Origin of the sequence: Comamonas sp., from assembly GCF_036643215.1 — a bacterium.
Lineage (GTDB): Bacteria > Pseudomonadota > Gammaproteobacteria > Burkholderiales > Burkholderiaceae_C > Comamonas.
Genome location: NZ_JAVXSJ010000028.1, coordinates 1 through 17916, shown reverse-complemented (window position 1 = coordinate 17916; position 17916 = coordinate 1). Strand labels below are relative to the sequence as shown.

Genomic DNA, 17916 nt, shown 5'->3' with positions numbered 1-17916 from the left:
GAGTGACATGACAACCTCCAAAAAGCCAGAAGTTTCCGCTTGCGGTACTTCGTGCGTATCGGCTATTAAAAATATGCGAATCAATCATTCGCGTGTTTCCCAAGTTGCTCAAGCGATCCAAACGCTGATCTATCCAGGCAGCCAGGACTCTTTGTTGCTGATTGTCGGTCCCAGTGGAGTCGGTAAAACTCGATTGGCCAAGTTCGTCGTGGAAGATGAGCTGGAGCGCAGCAAGACTGTGCTTTCACAGGATGCTGGCATTGTTCCTGCTATCTATGTTGAAGCCGACTCGTCTGGTGAAGTAGAGTTTTCCTGGCGTCTTTTCTATCAGCGCATTCTCGATGAGCTCAACGGCGACTTTTCAGTCGATAGCGTGGACTATGGGATCAATCCTTTGACGGGGAGAATGGAGTGTCCCAAGGGGCCCAATCGCGGCACGCTGGCAAGTATGCGAACTGCTGTCGAGCGAGCTCTGAAGGCGCGTGGAACCAAATTTTTGGTGATAGATGAGGCCGCGCACATCATCAATCAGTGCAGCAGTACTCAAATGCAGAGGCAGCTGGATACGCTGAAATCCTTGGCGAATCGCTGTGGTAGCCAGATCATTTTGGTTGGAGCGTACGACTTGCACAAACTGATGTCGCTGTCTGCCCAGCTCGCCCGTAGAACCCATGTTATTCACTTCGAGCGATATCGGCGAGACAGCTCACAGGATCTGATCAGTTTCAATTCCTGTCTGAGAATATACGAAAAAAAATTGCCGGAACTCTGGGATGGAAAGCTACTGCCACATGCTGAAGATCTTTATGAGAACACGCTGGGCTGTATTGGGACGTTGAGTGCTGTTCTGACGCGCGCTTTACGTTTTCATGTTCAAGGCGAGCCGTGGAGTGATGTCGCTCTGGGAAAGGCGCTGTACGCCAATTCTCAAGTTGATCAAATGCTGGCAGAAATCCTCGAAGGGGAGGCGCAAATCAATCCTAGCCTGAGCCGCACTCTAAAAAAGGTCGCGTGATGAAAGTGCAGGAAAATCCACGCTCAACCCTTCATAAATTGCAGCCCTTGGGCTGTGGTGCGGAAGTCGAAAGCCTGACCAGCTATTTCTGCCGTTTGGCCGTTTCTCACAGTACATCGACGACACAGTTATCTCGCTGGATCTGCGGTCACTTCGAGCTGATGCTGGAGGAGGACTTCGACTGGCGTACGCGGCATTTTTCTGGCTTGCGTGAGGCTGCTCAGCGTTGGTCTGCGGGCCTATCTGCGCTCACGTCAGTGGATCGACTCGATCGACTGACATTTATGCACTGGAAGCCCGTGATCGCTCAGAACGGGCTAGGCATTCATCGTGCTGGGCAGTTTTGCCCAATGTGTCTGTATGAGGATCGAGAGAAGGGGGCGACCCCCTACCTGAGGCTGCAGTGGGAGCCCAAGATCGTCTCTGTATGCCACAAGCACAGGATCCCACTTCAAACACACTGCCACAGCTGCGCAAAGAGCAATATCAGACATGCGTCGGCACTAGTGATCCCGGGCTGGTGCACTTCCTGTCATGAGTTTTTGGGCCAAGAGATTCTTCCGCAGACACTGAATGACTTCGCAGTGTGGAGCGCTGAACAAGTGGCTGAACTGATTGCTCAACAGCAATACAGCCCGCTGCAGTTGGAGCCGCATCTTCTTCAGGATGCCATCCAGAAAGTCATCGACACAATGTATGGGGGAAGCAGTTCTGCCTTTGCAAGAGGTCAAGGTTTCCCGAAAACTACGGTGCACTCGTGGATGAAATGCGCAGGCCTGCCGACTCTAGAAAATAGCTTGCGGGTGGCCTATAAGTCGGGGTTTTCCGTCGTTGATCTTCTCTCCGGACGGATAGACGGATGGTCTCATCTTGCGATGAACGTTCAACTTCCTTTGCTTACTGAAGGTGAGCCTGCAAGACGGAGGAAGCCTTCGAGAAACATAGATTGGGTGCAGATAGAAAAGGAGCTGCAAAGAATGCTGGAGTTGGCTCAACCCATTCCAGTATTGAGTGTTGCTGAGCAAATCGGGCTGGATGTCAGGCAGCTATATCTGCGCTGCAATGCGACAACTAGACGATTAGCTGCGCGCTGGAAAGCGTTTGTGGAAGAGCGCAAGCAGGTAAACGTAGATGTCGCAATAGCCCACCTGCGAGACTTGGAGGCAGCCTTGGGCGAGCAAGGTCGATCTCTCACGATGCGAGAGGCGCGGGCTCATATACCTGTCGCGATACTCCATAAGGTTGACCGCTGCTGGGATGTGATCAGAAGTATTCGTAAAACGACTGAGCTGGAAGCGGATTGGGGGTCAGCCAACGATGCCCGCTTTAGGACGTAGGGGACTCAAGCCCTCTAGGGGGCGCTGGTTATGGCGAAGAAATTCTGCTTTGCAGCGTGAACGGTCTGTCGCCGGACGGCAGACTTGATGGGGCAGCGCGACAAACCTGAGGCACCCATCAGCGGTCGTTCGCGTCAGCCTGCAATCGACCGAGGCTGTGTGGAAACATAAACACCTCATCCGCATCTCAGCCAATGGATCAACAGATTTTCTGTATTTCGGACTGTTGAAGATTTTCTCCGTTAAGAACGATCTGAGCGCTCCCAATTGAGCACCCAAGGCCCTTTTGTCTCGAATTTCATCGCGTAAAAAGGGCTCACCGCCCCACCAGAAGCATCGCCGCCATGGTTCTCTCGAACCCCAGAATCCCAAGTACTCGCTTGAGGTTGTAGGCCAGCACATTCAAGCTCATCTCAGTGCTGACATTGGGCAGCCGCCTGGTTAAGAAGTGCGTGTATCCCATCCAGTGCTTGAGCGTGCCGAACACATGCTCCACCGTTCGCCTTCTCACCATCATGGCGTCTGGCATTTGATCCAAGCGCTGCTGCGCACGCTCCACTACGTCTTCGTGCTCCCATCGACTGATGCGGCGGTAATCGCTTGGCGTGCACTGGGTTTTGATCGGACATTGTGTGCAGGCGCTGCTCCAATAGCGTCGCATTTGCAGGCCAGCCTCCTCGCGGGTAAAGCGGTAGATGGCACGCTGCCCTGCAGGGCACTGGTACTCGTCATCGTTCTGGATATAGATGAAGTCTGAGCGATCGAAGCGTCCTTGGGCACGTGCACCAGATGTATTGGGCTTGCGGAGAATGGCAGCTACACCCGAGTCTTCACATGCTTTTATCTGCTCACCGCTGTAATAGCCGCGGTCCGCAATGGCTTGTAGTTTGCGTTTGCCCATGGCCTTGCGTGCTGCCAGTGCCATGGAAGCCAAAGCACTTCTGTCATGACCTTGATTGATCACTTCATGGGCGACGATCAGGTGATGTTTGGCATCTACCACCACCTGAACGTTATAGGCCACCATGCCTGAGCCTCGGCCACTGGTGGCCATGGACCTGGCATCTGGGTCTGTGGTTGATAACTGCTTGTCCGGTTGCTCTTTGAGTTGTTCCTTTACTTCATCGAGTGCCTGCATTTGTTTGCGCAGCAAGGTGATCTTGTCTTGGAGCCGGGTGGTCCGCGCCTCAAGCTCCGTAGGCTGCGTGCGATCTGCTGTATCCAGATCTGCCAGATAGCGCTGAATGCTTTCTTCGATCTGCTGTTGGCGCTTGTCGATTTTTCCCAAGGTGAAGTTCTTGTCACGCGTATTGATGGCTTTGAACTTGCTGCCATCAATCGCTACCAACGCCTGGCTGAATAGCTTCAGATCACGACACAGGACTACGAATCGGCGGCATACATTGCGGATGCCTGTACCGTTATCTCGGCGGAAGTCGGCTATCGTTTTGAAGTCGGGTGTCAAGCGCCCTGTGAGCCACATGAGCTCCACATTGCGCTGAGCTTCACGCTCCAGGCGGCGACTCGATTGGATGCGGTTGAGATACCCGTAGATGTAGACCTTGAGCAGCACCGCAGGGTGGTAAGCCGGGCGGCCTGTGACTGCAGGTGTTAACCCACCAAAGCCCAGTGAGCACAAGTCCAGCTCTTCCACGAACGCATCAACAATGCGCACAGGATTGTCGGCTCCCACAAAGTCATCGAGACACTCGGGTAGCAATGTCACTTGCTCACGGGACCTGCCTTCGATGAATCGCTTCATGGGTCACCTCGCTAAAACCGGGTGCTGTGATCTTAATTTTTGAAGCGTGAGCGGCCAAGCGTTTTCACACAGCCTCGACCCATTGCAGTCGTGAGGCGGGTCAGGAAGCCGACAGTCGAGAGAGTCTGAAGTTCGCGAGATCTGCCGTCGGGCAACCCTCCAAGTTTGCTGAGAGGCATTGTCGTGGGGTGCCGAAAATTCTGTGAGGTGGGGCCGATTGGCAAACTGCAACAATTCAAGTAACCTCTGCGCGACACCAAGCAGATCAGCGATCGTTCTGCATCCTGCGAACTTTTGATGATTCAGCGCGGATCTTGCGCCACCTTGCACGCTCGCGGTTCGCGAAGCTGAATTGCGACTGCCCTTGTGCTCAACCGATAGGAACGCGATGGCATCGACACGAAAGCCCAGGCGCCGCAAGGCAGATCTTGTGCCTCCGAACCAAGCCGAGTCCGAAGCAGGCGCGCCCGCCGATGATTCGCGGCACGACGACAGTCGACTGGACCCAAACCCGCTGGATGTCTCCATTGAGACTCGAACACTATTGGAGAACCTGGCCAAGGTGGGCGAGTTGCTAGCACGTCCAGGCGCGGGCGAAGAGATCCTGCACCGGGTTCGAGCAGCCACGCTTGCTCGATTGGCAGCGCTGCATGGCGTCTCCGGGATTCAGCCGCCAGGCGAATCATGTCGCGAGGCAGGACGCCGGTTTGCGGGAACGTGGTTGGCAACTGCGCGCGATCCTGACCTCGCCGTTGGAGACAAGGTGCCGGCAAAGAGCGAGGTGGACGCCAGCGGCGCGATCAAGAAGAAGATCAAGCGCGCCGATCCCGAGTTCGCCAATCTCGTTTCCAACACCAATGGCGACATCGTCTTCAAAGACGAAGAAAAGACCGGTGCCGACCGGATGATGAATACGCGCATGAAGCAGAAGCTCGACGCACTGGCCACGGCAGTCGCTGCAGAGTGGTCGGGCGTGAAGGTGCGCGTGACCGAGGCCTGGGACGAGGACAACGAGCACGCGGGGAATAGCCTTCACTACGAGGGCCGCGCCGCGGACCTGACCACCAGCGACATGGACAGCGCGAAGCTGGGGCGACTGGGTCGTCTCGCGGTAAACGCGGGCTTCGACTGGGTCTGGTACGAGAACAGCGCGCACATCCACGTCTCTGTGACCGCGTAGCCGCAACACCGCTGGAAGCAGCTCGACCTGGCCGCGTGCCTGGGCCGCGAGCACTGAACGAACGGAAGGATCGCCATGCGAATTGACCTGTCGCCCCTGATCGGGACAGCGGAGGACAACCGCGCCTTCGCTTCCCTCCGGCAGAACCTGCCGTCAGGGCGCCTCGAATTCTCCGGACCGTTCCGTGGCACTGCCTCGATCGAGCCGACCGGTTCGCAGCAGTTCAGGGTCGCAGGAAACTGGATCCAGGCCATCGTTCTTGACACCTCGTTTGCGCTCCTGGCCCTCAGGATCCCCGCCCCCTTGAGGTTCAAGGGGGTGGAGAACCTCGATCTTTACCTGTCCTATCACGGACCCACTGATTCCTGGACTGCAGGGCTGGTGCCGATGGCCTGGTTTCGTCGCAAGGACGACAAAATCGAGGCGCTCGTCGGCGACTGGATGATCGACGTCAATCGGAGCGAGGCGCCACGCATCGACATGGATGGCATGACAGGCTTCCCGATTGACGACTGGGGCCTGGCGATAAAGCCGATGCGATGGACTCGACGTGCGGAGCACTACATCAACGCAGGAATCTTCGTCAGCGCGGAGGGTCGTTTGCGCTTTCTGTTGGCACCGGAGGCCGACACCGCGGACTCCGTCGTGAACCCGGCCTCACCCGGCCTGAACCTGCTGGGCCTGAAGAGAGAGGCGCTCAGTTCGAGGACGCCCACCTGGCGCGTCGCACCGCTGGCGATGGCGTTTCCCCTAGACAAGGAAGAGCACTCCGCTACATGGACGGGCATCGTGTCATGGGCGCCCATACAAACCAAGGAGGATCGCGATGACGACAGCCGGCTGAGGTTTCAGCCGATCTTGGACGCCGTGTGGAACAAGGCCGCCGACCGTTCCGTGGCAGGAGCCCGCGTCCAGAACGCGGCGCAACCTATCGTGCCGCTGCCCAGGTTGACGGTCACCGGGGTCTCCAGCGGCAACAGCAGGGAGAACAAGGCGCCGTTGCTCCTCGTCGACGCCCCTGGCGAAGGACGTGGTCGATCGAACAATCCTCGCCTGAAGAGAATTTTTCCTTCGGCCGCGAACGGCGCAGCCATCGAACTCACGGCCGACTTCCCCTTGCACGCTAGGGCCACGGGAGAGACGACTCTCGGTCCCGATATTCCATCGCTCCAGTTCAAAGGCGTCATCGAGACTCCGCTTCCATTGGTTCCGTCGAATCGCGGTGCCGGAGAAACGCGCGAACACCTGCGCAGTTCGCTCGACGAGGCGCTGAAGAGGTTGCAAGTCGGAGAAGGCGATGACCTTCTCCTGTACTGGTCCAGCGTCGGGACGATCATGGCGCCTGGCAGCGAGGGCGGCTGGCTCGTCTGGGGTTCGCTGCAGTTCAGGATGCCCGAGGTGGCGGACAAGAAGCACAGGTTGCAGTGCTACGTGCGCGGCAACTGGACAGAGGACGAATGTGACAGCTATCCGGAAGTGATCCTGGACCTCGCAGGTTGCCAGGTCCGGTCGTCGCCCCAGGCCGATGCCGCCGATCGTGACCTGTTCGCGGCCTTCGGCGTACAGGCCGGTCCCGAGGATGACTTGCAGCGCGAGTCCAACGCACTGCGATTCCCCCGACGCGACGCGCAACCCTCCCGCGAATGCAACATCCGTATCCGGCACCGCACCGACCGCGGCCGCGTTGCCGTCAGCCGCGTCGAGGTGCGCGCGACCACTCGTTCACCTTTCCTGGACGAGTCGGTGGTCGTGCAGCTGAGGCCGTTCTCGGTGGCCGTCGTGCAGCCTGCCGAAATCGATGCAGAAGCCGGCGAACTCATCGCGGTCTGGTCGAGCAACGACCCGGAGGGCGTGCAGTGGCGGGTCCCGGATGCCACGGCCACCGTCACTCTCCCGCCGCAGGGCGTAGGCGAGGCGATGGAGCGAGGCGCGCGGTTCTGGAAGTCCGGTCCCGAGCAGCCGTGGGTCGATCAGGTTCATCCGATCGCGTACCGGTTCGCACCGCCAACGCAGCTGGTCGTGCGGCCCTCGCTCCGCGACCGGCGCTACAACAAGTCGCCGAGCAATGTCTCCGCGCTGTTGGCCGACGCGAAGGTCGACTCCTTCAGCACCGAGACGATGTACCCGATCCAGGCCAACTTCAAGGTCTCTGTGCTCGGCCTGCCGGACATTCGCATTCGCGAGACGGGCTCGATGCTCGGTCGTCCTGCCGAGAACCTGCCTCCACATGTGGACCTGGTCGAGGATGCCAAGGACGAGACGGCGCTGGAACGCTGGCTCCGCGGCATCTACCCGCAACTGGTCGCCGCGTACGTGACGAAGCAGCATGCTCCCGGCAGGATCACCGGGGCGCTGGACGACCTGCGCCATCGACATGTCGCTGCAAGGGCCACTTTCGCGGCGCGACTGGCCGAGTTCCACGTGTATGACCCCTTTGCCGCGGACGGTCGGCTGGAGCTCTTGGAGGGACTCTCGTTCCGGTTGCGCGATACCAACTGGGGTGCGCCGCCGCTGCTCAATCCGCTACCGCGCTGGAAAGTGGAGAACAAGGCGCAGATAGCGATCGACAACGTCGACCTGGCACCAGAGCAGAAGAAGCTGATTCACGCCGATTCATCGTCCTCGGGCCCTCGGTTCCTCCTGAAGGACGATTGGGCAAGGGAGGCCACGCCGGACGGCGCCTTCGTGGGCGGCGTGGTCCACACGATGGAATTCCCGTCGGAACTAATAGCCGTGCTTCGCAATCCCGTCGCGACCGAAGGGCGCATCGATGAACTTGCTTTCACGGCCCTCGGTGCCAACGCGCATATGGCCGTGTCGTTCGACGAAGGCAGGACGATATTCGTCGGCGAGACGTCGTACGGGCAACTGAGCCGGCTCATCAAGATCCGCATCGGGCGGGTGGCGGTATTGTGGAACCGGGCGCGCCACGTCATCGTGTACGAGCGGACTACCGTGCCGAGCCAGCAATTCGAGGACGAGCAGGAGATTGGCGCGGTGAAAATCCGCGGCTGGCCGATCCTACGCAAGACCGAGGAGTTCGTCGAGCCGTTGGAGCCTCTGCGTGCCTTCGCCGACGAAGCCCAGGTCAAGGAAAACCGGATGGGCTTCATCCGCGCCAGCGAGTTTGTCTCGCCCCGCGTTTACGTGAACGGCGCCTGGGGCCGGGATGTCGACCACGGGTACGAGATCCCGCTGTGGAACGTCCAGGACACGAGCGGCTTCTATCCCAAACCCAAGCTTGCCGTGCAGGCTCACGCGGGCGGGGCCGAGCTCTCCCGGTGCCTTCTCGACGAACCGCAGCATCTGTACTTCTACTCGAATACTGAGCAGGGTAGTGGAGCCGACACCGACGCGTGGCCGTCGTTCCGGGGAGTCGACCAGCCATTGTCGACGCCCCGCGTCAAGGTCGTCGGAAACGTCCCTCGCAAGCACAGGGATGACCGCCAGAACGGAATCATCGATACGAAGCAGATGCCCTCCCCTCGCCTGGGCGGACTTAGGCGTCCACGATTCGACTTGAAGCTTGTCTGCGAAGGCAAGGTGAACCTCCTGCACGCCCGCGGCGAAACCGAGATGCTCGGCGTGATGGACACAGTCACTCTGATGCGGACCAGCGCCACTGGCGCCTCGAACGAGTGCTTCGAGGGCGTCCCCGAGAAATTGCAGAAGCAGGAGTGGCAGACAACCCTGGAGGCGATCAAGGATGATTCCAACCTCGCCGCCGAGGTTGCCTCCGCGCAGTCCCTCCGCGCAAAGGCACAGGTATTCCTCGAGCAGGCATTCGAGCGGCTGGCCGGCGGTGCCGACTGCGAGAACACGAAGACTCAACTCAAGACGAAGGTCATCGCGCTCTTTGACGATGCCCGCGAGGCACTGCACGAGAGCATGGCCCAGCTGCCGGCGCTGCCCGAGACGAAGGGCCTCTTGGTTGCCATCGTCCGCGACATGGAGCAGGAATTGCAACGCACCGAGGCGGCCATCCGCTCGCCCTTCGACGACCTGCTTGCCGACCTGGTCTCACTTCGCGACCATGCCCAAGGTGACGCGGAGACGGTTCGCAAGAGAGCACTCGGCCAGCTGGAAAGCAGCGCGGAGATCGCACAGGCAGTGCTATTGCAGGCTACGAAGTCTGTCGCGGGCTGGCAGGCTCGCCTCAATGGAACGATCGGGAATGCGAGCGACAACGCAGGAATGCTGCTTGGCAAAGCCAAGAGCGAGGTGGACAAGGTAGGGAAGGCCGCAGAGGCGGCATATTCCGACCTGGACATCGAGGGCACTGCGAAGGCCTGCGAGGAGGCCATCGCCCGGCTGCGAGCACTCGAGCATCACGCGCTCTACGGCAAGGTGGCCGGCCGCTGCGCGGACGCCCTCGCGGGCGTCCGGAAATTTTTCGACCGGAAGACCTTGGATAAGACCTACTGGGATGCGATCCGGAACACCCTAAAAACGGCGATCGCGGCCCTATCAGGCCCGGTTGACAGACCAGGGCTCCTGGACATGTGCATCAGTACCGCAGGTACCGCTGCCGACAACGCAACCCGCATCGTCAAGGGACTTGCCGATGCCTCCAACGAGGTGATCCGGAAACTCGGCGAAGCGGCGAAGGCATTGCGCGACTCTGCCGCCTCGGAACTCGCATCCACCTTGACGAAGGTGCGGGGCCTGATCAAGGAGATCCATGCCAACGGCGTCGTCGCGGTAACCCAGGAGCGCGACGACCTCATCCTAGCCTGGCGCAAGGTCGTGAGGACGCAGGCGGCCTTGCTCAAGGCCCAAGCCACTCTGGTCGAGGCCAGTTTCGACGCGGCGCTGGGCTCGGCCCTCGGCTTCGCGAAGAAGGCCGCAGAGTTGATGAAGGACTCCGCCAACAACGCAGACAAGTGGCTGGTGGACCTCCGGGACGAAACCATCATCTGGATCGACACGAGCTTCGACTGCGCGCAGATCGGACAGATGCGGGCCAAGCTCAACGAGTTGCTCAACGCAGCCGAGGACGAGATCCGGGATCGCATCTCCGGCCTAGCCACCTCGGTCATCGATGAAGCCACTCAAGCCAGGTTCAAGGATCTAGAGGGCACGGTCCGGGAAGCCGTGGCGAACGTGCAGGGCATCGCGGATGAGGTGTCCAAGGGTGCGAAGCTAGTCAAGGCGCTCGGCGACCTGCCCCAGTTGCCGACGCTGACCTTCAACGCCGAGCGGGCCGAGTACGTCTTTGACGACCTACGTCAGCAGATCGAGACCTCGCCATTCGCGGCGAAGCTGAGGGAGATCGACAGCGGCCTGAAGGAACTGGGCTTGAGCATTCCTACCGAGCGGCTGCAGGACCAGTTCGTGCCGAACAGCCTGAAGGACATCGACTTCCGCAAAGTGTTCAGGAACATCGGTGCGATGGACTTCACCGACTTCTTCAAGCGCTTCAAGCTGCCGGAGATCCACAGCGACCAGATGCAGGTCACGCACGGCCTCGACAGGCAGACGCGCACGGCGTGGGTCAAGGCGAAGATCGATGCGCAATTCAACGAGGAACAGTCGCTGTTCGAGCTTGCAGGCCTTTCCGTCACGCTCGCGAAGCTGGACATCAAGGCCAACAGCAACATGAGCGTCGGCCTCAGCGGCGAACAATCCTCTAAGACTGAAGCCAAACTCAAGGCCGACTGGGGCTTAACGTTCTCCAGCACCCGCCTGGCAACGTTCCGCGACGTGCTGGTCCGCTACGACGGGTCTGCGTTCGGCTTCGACATAGAGCCCAAGAAGGTCGAGTTGCACCCAGCACTCAAGTTCGTGGACGAGTTCGCCAAGCGTTTCACTCCGAAGCTGCCGCCCGCGGTGGAACTGGAGAAGGACTCTCGCGGAGTGCCCGTCGGCGCGAAGGCCCAGCTGAGCACCGAGGTCGTCCTGCCGCCGCTAGGCATCGTGGAAATCGGCCCCATGCTGATCCGCTCGGGGCTGGCAATGCGCGTGAGCCAGGCAGGGGGATTCCGCGTCGAGGCCAGCGTCTCAGTCGGCAGCAAGGACGCGCCTGTGTGGGTGCAGGTGAGCTATCTCGGCGGTGGACTCTGGCTGGAGGCGCGGGCGAACTATGACCAGGGCGTGCACTACGAGGCCAGCGTCGGTCTGGCCCTGGGATGCATCAAGGCCTTCAACCTGGCCAGCGTCGCGCGCGGATCCTTCTCCTTCCTCCTCTTCGCCTACGCCACGATGTCCGACCGCACCGGCGGCACGCTGCGCGCCGGCCTCCAGGTCGCTGGCAACGCCCGAATCGTCGGCATAGCCAATGCCTCCGTGCTGCTGCTCCTGGAGGCCGTCCACGGCGAAGGAAAGACCGAGGGACACGGGACTCTGGACGTCGCGATCGACATCTGCTGGTGCTACACGCTGCACGTCCGAAAGGACGTGAACCACCAGATCAGCTGAGGGAATTCTATGGAAAAGTTCGGATGGATGATCGCGGTCGAGGGCGCTCCACACCTGGATGCGGGCGCCGACAGGTACTTCACCGTGAATCTGGTGCGGCCGTGGTGCGACGAGGAGGATCCGGCCCAGCCCCGTGGCCCCGAGAAGGACGATGCCTCGTCCAAGGTCGGCGACCTCTGGTCGCCATCGCAGTGGAAGCCAGTCGAATGGTCCGTGTACGGACGCTTCGACGACGCCGGCGTGGCCACGTGGAAGCGCATCGTTGCGGCCGACGTGCACCCGGGCGGTGACACGCTACCCCTCGAGGATCCAGGACTCGTTGCCAAGGCGATCGTGGACGAAGTGAAGGTTGCAACCGCAGGCAGCAGGTTCCCGCTCTCGCAGGCGATCGAGGACCTGCAGACGAGGGGCAGACGCAGCCATGTCCATATGCTGGCACCGCTCACCCATTGGCCGGCGCGGCTGACGGGTGGTGTGCTTCAGCTCACCTGGTTCCTGAGGGTGCCGGTTACCGCGCTCGCCGACTGCGACGCTGTGGTCTGCTTCCCGATCTTCACGATGACGGCAGGCGGCCTCGTGACCGGCACGGACCAGGAGCCTGGGGCCGGCATGCCTGCGCATTTTGCGGACTTCAACGGCAAGGCTGGCTTCTTCGTCGACTACGAGGACAACCACGTCCGGTTCGTCTCGCTTGCCGCTGACCCTTCGATAGCGGTCCCCGCGCTGCCCGCCGACGGCCTGCAGTTATCGCAGGGATCCGTCTCGCGCGGCGCGCTGCTCGCAGCCCTTGCCGACCGCCTGCTGCCGCTGCCGGTGCTGCGGACCTGGATCGACCAGTCGCCGCCACCTGAGCCACTCATCTGGCCCGATTTACAGCTGTCGCTAGTGCATGCACTCTGCGCGTCACTAGGCTTGGGCCGTGAATACGACGCAGGTGAGTCCGGCCGACCGAATATCGTCGAGTTTCTGGTGGATCAAGGATCTGTTGCCGACGCCAGGGTGCTCCGAAGAGCTATCGAAGCCGGGGCCAACGCACCCCGTTACGTGGAGGCTCTGGCGGCCTTCGTGGCAAGCGTGGACCAGCTTGCCGCGGCTGAACCCGCGGCGGACTGGGCGTTGCACCAGCAGCACCAGTGGCAAAGGCTCAAGGGCGCTCTCGACTCGATCCTCAAGGCCAAGGGATCGATGCCCGTGGCGGACCTGATCACCTCCTGGACACAGCTCCAATCGGTGCTGTCGAGCGAGGAAGGCATGCGCGAGATTATGGGCGTGTGGTTGGCGAATATCCTCGATGGATTCTTTATCCAGCCTCACGAGAAGGCCGCCTGGGCGCCCGTGAAGCAGAAGCTCGCACGCGTGGGTACGTTTCGCCGGGACCTGCTGTTGCGCGCCCAGCCCTACATGGGATCTCTCAGGCAGTGGGACGCAGCACGAAAGCTGGCACAGCGACCCAGTGACGCTGCTCTGAAGCAAGATCTGGCTACCGCCACGATTGCTGCGGTCCGCGCCGTGTTCGTCACCGGCGCCATTCTTCCGGCTGGAGAAATCGACCCAATCGTGAACAAGAAGCTTGAGGGCTTCGTCGACGAGCTCTCCACTGTGTCTAGGCCGGAAAGACCTCGGCCGCGCGACCGCGGGCTCAAGCTCGACTTCACCGGCTGGGACAACAGCGTAGCACCCGGGTCCGACCAGCAGATCCGCGGCTATGCGATCGGCCTGTGCTCGGGCTCGAAGGCGAAGGGCAGCGGGGAGTGGAAACCCGACAAAGACCGGGCGCGCTGGCTGACCGACACCGCGATGCGGGTCAACCAGACCTGGGCCAGGAATGCCGACCACTCCATCGCCTGGATGCACGAGGCGGTGGGCGCCACCTTAGCCAATGGCGAGAGGCTGGTGTCGGTGGAGTACGAGGGCGCTCCCGTCGCGACCGCGGTGTCGTCACAGGGCGCGATGCAGTACGACGGCGAGGATCCGGATGGATTCAAGGCGATCGACTTCGCATGGCACGACGTGGACAGGCCGCTGCCGCTGCTGGGCTATGGGCTTTACTACGCCGCCAAAGCGACTCCCCTGGACAACGCCGGGGCGGTCATCGATAGGGACCTGCGTGGAGGCCGCGCGACGGAACTCAAGGAGGCCTGGGAGGTGCTGGCCTGGCTCACGCCTTCCTGCCAGTATCTTTCATCGGAGATGCCCGGCGCGCCCGACTGCACTGCCCTGCCACCGGAGTACCAGGAACTGTCGGACGAGACACAGGCTCATGCGTGGCAGGAGCGCGCGGCAGCGAAGGCCCTGGCCAATGCGGCGAACGACGATACCGTCCGGGTCCCGACGGTCAGGAAGGTGACGCTGCTGGCCACGGACGAGACGATCGAGGTCGACAAGAAGAAGTTCGTGCTCTTTCCGAAGGCCAGCCGTGAATGCAACTTCCGGATCAGTGCTCACGGCACCCACTCCGCCTTTATCGAACGCTGGCTCGCGACGGACCGCCTGTTCGTCAGGCAGGGCCTGGCGCCATCCGACCCCGGGCTGGGCAGCGACGACAAGGCGATCGAGGCGTTCGCCCGAACCTTTCTCGAGAAGAAGGAGGCGCGAACGGAGCGCACTGCACCGCCTTACCACCCCGCCGTCTCGGCTATCGGGGTCGAACTGGTCATTCCGGGCAGGACGTCGGAGACCCGGGTCATCAACATCGATCGAGTGCGAATCGAGGCAGGCAAGCTCTTAGCGGCCGAGGACAAGGTCAGCGTGAGGGTCGTGGCAACCCTCCTGTCCGAACCAGAACTCACAATCACCGGCAAGTCGGTGCGTCTGGACCTTCCCCGGGGCATGTTCGCGTGCCTGCGTTTCCATGCACTCGTCGCCGAGTCCCATTTCACGCCCGGCTCATCCGAACAGCGCTATGTCGAGGGCCTGCAGAACACCTCGGACGTGACGTTCAAGGACCACCGCGCCTTCTCTCCCACGGAGCTCTGGTTCGAGACGGCCCCGCAGTGGCCGGACGAGGGATTGCCCGAGAAGGAAGTGGAGATGACGCTCACGCCTCCAGAAGAGTCGAAGGATGGCGCCACCCTGTCACCCAACCTCCTGCTGGCCAATCTCTCCTTCGGTACCGCTCCCAAGTGGGCACAATGGCTCAAGGGTGCCCACGTGCAGCGCCATGAATGGCACTGGACAGGCTATCCGGTGGACTTTCCGAGCATCGGAGGCAATCTCAACGCATGGATACCGACGCTCGCCGGGGTCGAGTCCTTCCGCGAAGTCATCGACATCGAGTTCACGACATCGTTCGCAGGGCAGGAGTGGCGCATCGGAATCGATGCGTCGGGCAAGGCCGTCGTCCATCGCTGGGCGCTGTCGGCCAGCGCGCGGCCGGCGCGGTATGTGGCGTACCTAGCCCGCCCCATGCTCAGGTTCCGGCGCTGGCTCAATCCGCTGCTGGTGAATAAGGGGCCGCTGGCCATCGAAGGTGACATCTATGCGAAGGGCTCCGCGGTGCCGGGGCGCATGCGCGAAGGTCCGCTGGAACGCCTGTCGGCGCCGGCCCTGCGCCATTGCATCCCGCTCACAGCGACCTATGCGCAAGGCCATCCGTTTGCTCGCAGCGCCAATGGAGTGATGCTAGTGTTCAACGAGGCCATCCGCCGGACCGACGATCTGGCGAACGTCGGCGGCCTGGGCGACACGCTCGAGGTGGATCTCGTCGAGACCCGCTTCGGCGGGGAATCGGAGATGGGCAACAACCCGATCTTCCATGCGGCCCAGCCACGCGACGCGAACCTCGGACTCTCGGTCGACCGGCCCCTGGGACTGACGTTCGACATCGGGCCCAACCCCAAGGTGACACAGACAGCGGTCGTCGTGCGGCCGGAGAACGCAGGCGGGCGCTGGGTACTCGCCATGGCGCGGACACGAAGGCTGATCCTGCCCGAGACGGAACTGGCGACGACCCTTCTTCCAGATGCGGTCTCCACACCCGAGCACCTCGCCGTGATCCCCACGCGCCTCGATGGCAAGGACGTGATACCTATCGACATCACGGTAGACGTTGCCACCCCGCTAGCGGGCCCGCTGACGCTCATGTCGCACGGTGCGACTGGCGAGGTAAGCCTGTCCATCGACGTACCTCCCTCGCCTCAGCCCGATCCAAAGCTGACCTATCGCTACCTCCTGTCGTGGCACAAGGCGAGATGGCATACAAAGGGTCAGCCGGACAGCGAGGCGCGCTGGCGCTGCCAGGTGATGCTACAGGCGCGCGGCGAGGAGCGCCTCGCGTGGACCACGCTGGGCAACCCCGTCCGATGCAGCGGGAATGACGGCAGCCAACTTGAGCCTGGCCTGCCGATCGAGCGTTGGCTCCTGGTTGCAGGGGACCCTGCCGCCCGCACGCGCGTCCGGCGTCTGCGCATCAGCGACTACACGGAGCCACGCTGGCTGACATTCATCGGCTCCTTCGGCAACCCGTCTCCTGGCATGGCAAGCGACTACCAGTTCGCGTCGGGGGGCGGCAAGCTCGGCATGCTGGAAGTGGTCCCTGGCAGGAAGGCTGCACTACCACTGCTGCGCAGTCGCAACGCGTCGCTCACCTGCGACCAGCCGACGTTCCATATCGCGCTGGTTTTCCGCCCCGTCCAGGATGTGGTGCGCCTTACGACCGAAGAGGGAGCCGGAGAGTTGGTCGCGTGCTACTTTGTGGACAGCATCAGGCCACCTGCCTTCCTGATGCGCCATTCGAAGGATTCCGAACCCACAAACTTTGCGCAGTGCTACGTCCACATCTTGACACTGCAAAGGACCACCTCGATGTCGGCAGCCGAGGAGGCGCAACTCGGTAACGCGACGACGCTGCCAATGCTCCTGGAATGCGCATTCCCCGAGCAAGGCTCGACAGCGAAGGAGAGCACATTGCGGCTTGTGCCCGAATACCTCGGTCCAATATCCATCCGCGCCTGAGCGCGTGGTGCGGCTCTTCCAATGAGCGCACGAATAAGTTCAGTGACTGCTTTCAGGCGCGCGAGCGACGGACAGCTTGTGGCCGAAGCCGGGCCTAGCTACTTGTGAGCGCAGCACCGTAAAGCTGACCTTCGGGGCTGCGCCTTGGGCGTCCGGTTTAGGACAGGCAGTCAACGGGTGCGGGCAGTCGTCAGTCGGCCAGTTGCAGTCGCTCCCAAGTGACTGCTTTGTTGCGACCTATTTCCGCAGATCTTGTTCGGTATTTATGTAGCTCAGCAATGTATGCGCGTTTCAGTGCAAATGTCCCAAAATGCATCGCACTTAACTTTGCAAGAATAGCTCCATGATCAAGAGCGCATCTGAAATGCTCGCCGCGTTCATAGCGGCGGAAACCAAAGAGGTCGACGCGGTTCCTATGGAGCATATGCCTACCTTAGGAGCAGCTTATGAAGCCATTGTTAGCAGTGGCATTGACCGCCAGTTCGTGCTTCCGTCAGGATTGGACCTTCGGGTTGTTAGCGGATTCATAAAGGGGCTGAAGAATCAGATCGACTGCATGCTAGTTCGTGGCGATGGACAACGCTATGGCAGGACCGATCAGTTCATTTACCCCATCGATCAGGTGCTTTGCGTGCTTGAGGTGAAGAAGACGATGTCCAAAGCTGATCTTATCGATGGGATTGGTCACCTCTCGGACGTTCAGCGGCATTTCGTTAATCACTTCATTGAACGTTATCAAGCCGGAGGCATTCAGGACTTTGAACAAGCTCGGGAGGTCTTTTCTAAGCTAACTGGTCGTGCTTCGCCTTCCTCTGCCCGGGATCTTGATGCTGCACCGGTGGAGGATCGATTGCTGTTCGCGACTCTCGCGAGACAAATGCATGCACCTGCAACGATCCTCTTTGGATTCGGTGGCTATGGGACAGAGCGAGGGCTACGCGAAGCACTCGTGGACATCGTCGAGGCCGACATTGGAAGGGAAAGCAACGCGGCACCTGAGTTGCTGCCAAGTCTTATTTCTGTTGGCAATCTGTGTCTGATCAAGTGCAATGGTCAGCCTTACCTAGCCATCGACGGAGCTGATCGATGGGTGGCAATTGCATCTACTCGCCATAACGCCGCTCTTGTTCTACTCGAATTCCTTTGGACAAAAATTGAACTGTTTTGCCATGTTCGAATGCCCTTTGGTCCTCAGGTTGTTGATTTCCACCCAGAAGTGACCCACTAGACCCCGGTTTTTCCATCTCAATCT

General features: G+C 60.9%; 7 protein-coding genes. 6 read left to right on the top strand and 1 reads right to left on the bottom strand.

The features are described 5' to 3' along the window. Positions 1-7: 7 nt before the first annotated feature. Both RSF91_RS16245 and RSF91_RS16240 read left to right on the top strand, forming a co-directional pair. Positions 8-1015, top strand: coding sequence for an AAA family ATPase (locus RSF91_RS16245; RefSeq protein ID WP_332569401.1), 1008 nt, complete (start codon positions 8-10; stop codon positions 1013-1015). After that, positions 1015-2352 carry a TniQ family protein gene (locus tag RSF91_RS16240; RefSeq protein WP_332569400.1) on the top strand — a complete coding sequence of 446 codons (1338 nt, stop codon included), beginning with the start codon at positions 1015-1017 and terminating at the stop codon, positions 2350-2352. Before RSF91_RS16245 ends, RSF91_RS16240 begins: the two co-directional genes overlap by 1 nt. Positions 2353-2668: 316 nt before the next feature. On the opposite strand, the gene RSF91_RS16235 is transcribed toward RSF91_RS16240, so the two are convergent. Beyond that, positions 2669-4114, bottom strand: coding sequence for an IS1182 family transposase (locus RSF91_RS16235; RefSeq protein ID WP_332569399.1), 1446 nt, complete (start codon positions 4112-4114; stop codon positions 2669-2671). 388 nt (positions 4115-4502) lie between these two features. Between RSF91_RS16235 and RSF91_RS16230 the strand changes: the two genes are divergently transcribed. The 4 genes from RSF91_RS16230 (at position 4503) to RSF91_RS16215 (ending at position 17892) form a co-directional block, all read left to right on the top strand. Continuing rightward, a complete protein-coding gene (locus RSF91_RS16230; protein ID WP_332569398.1) occupies positions 4503-5294 on the top strand; it encodes a D-Ala-D-Ala carboxypeptidase family metallohydrolase in 792 nt (263 codons plus the stop codon). 75 nt (positions 5295-5369) lie between these two features. Then, the gene (locus tag RSF91_RS16225) at positions 5370-11711 is read left to right on the top strand and encodes a hypothetical protein (protein WP_332569397.1); all 6342 of its coding nucleotides are present in this window, start codon (positions 5370-5372) and stop codon (positions 11709-11711) included. Positions 11712-11720: 9 nt separating this feature from the next. Then, entirely contained in the window at positions 11721-16664 is a 4944-nt protein-coding gene (locus tag RSF91_RS16220) for a hypothetical protein (RefSeq protein WP_332569396.1), read from the top strand. A gap of 343 nt (positions 16665-17007) precedes the next feature. Continuing rightward, a complete protein-coding gene (locus RSF91_RS16215; protein WP_332569395.1) occupies positions 17008-17892 on the top strand; it encodes a DUF6602 domain-containing protein in 885 nt (294 codons plus the stop codon). The last annotated feature ends 24 nt before the right edge of the window (positions 17893-17916 follow it).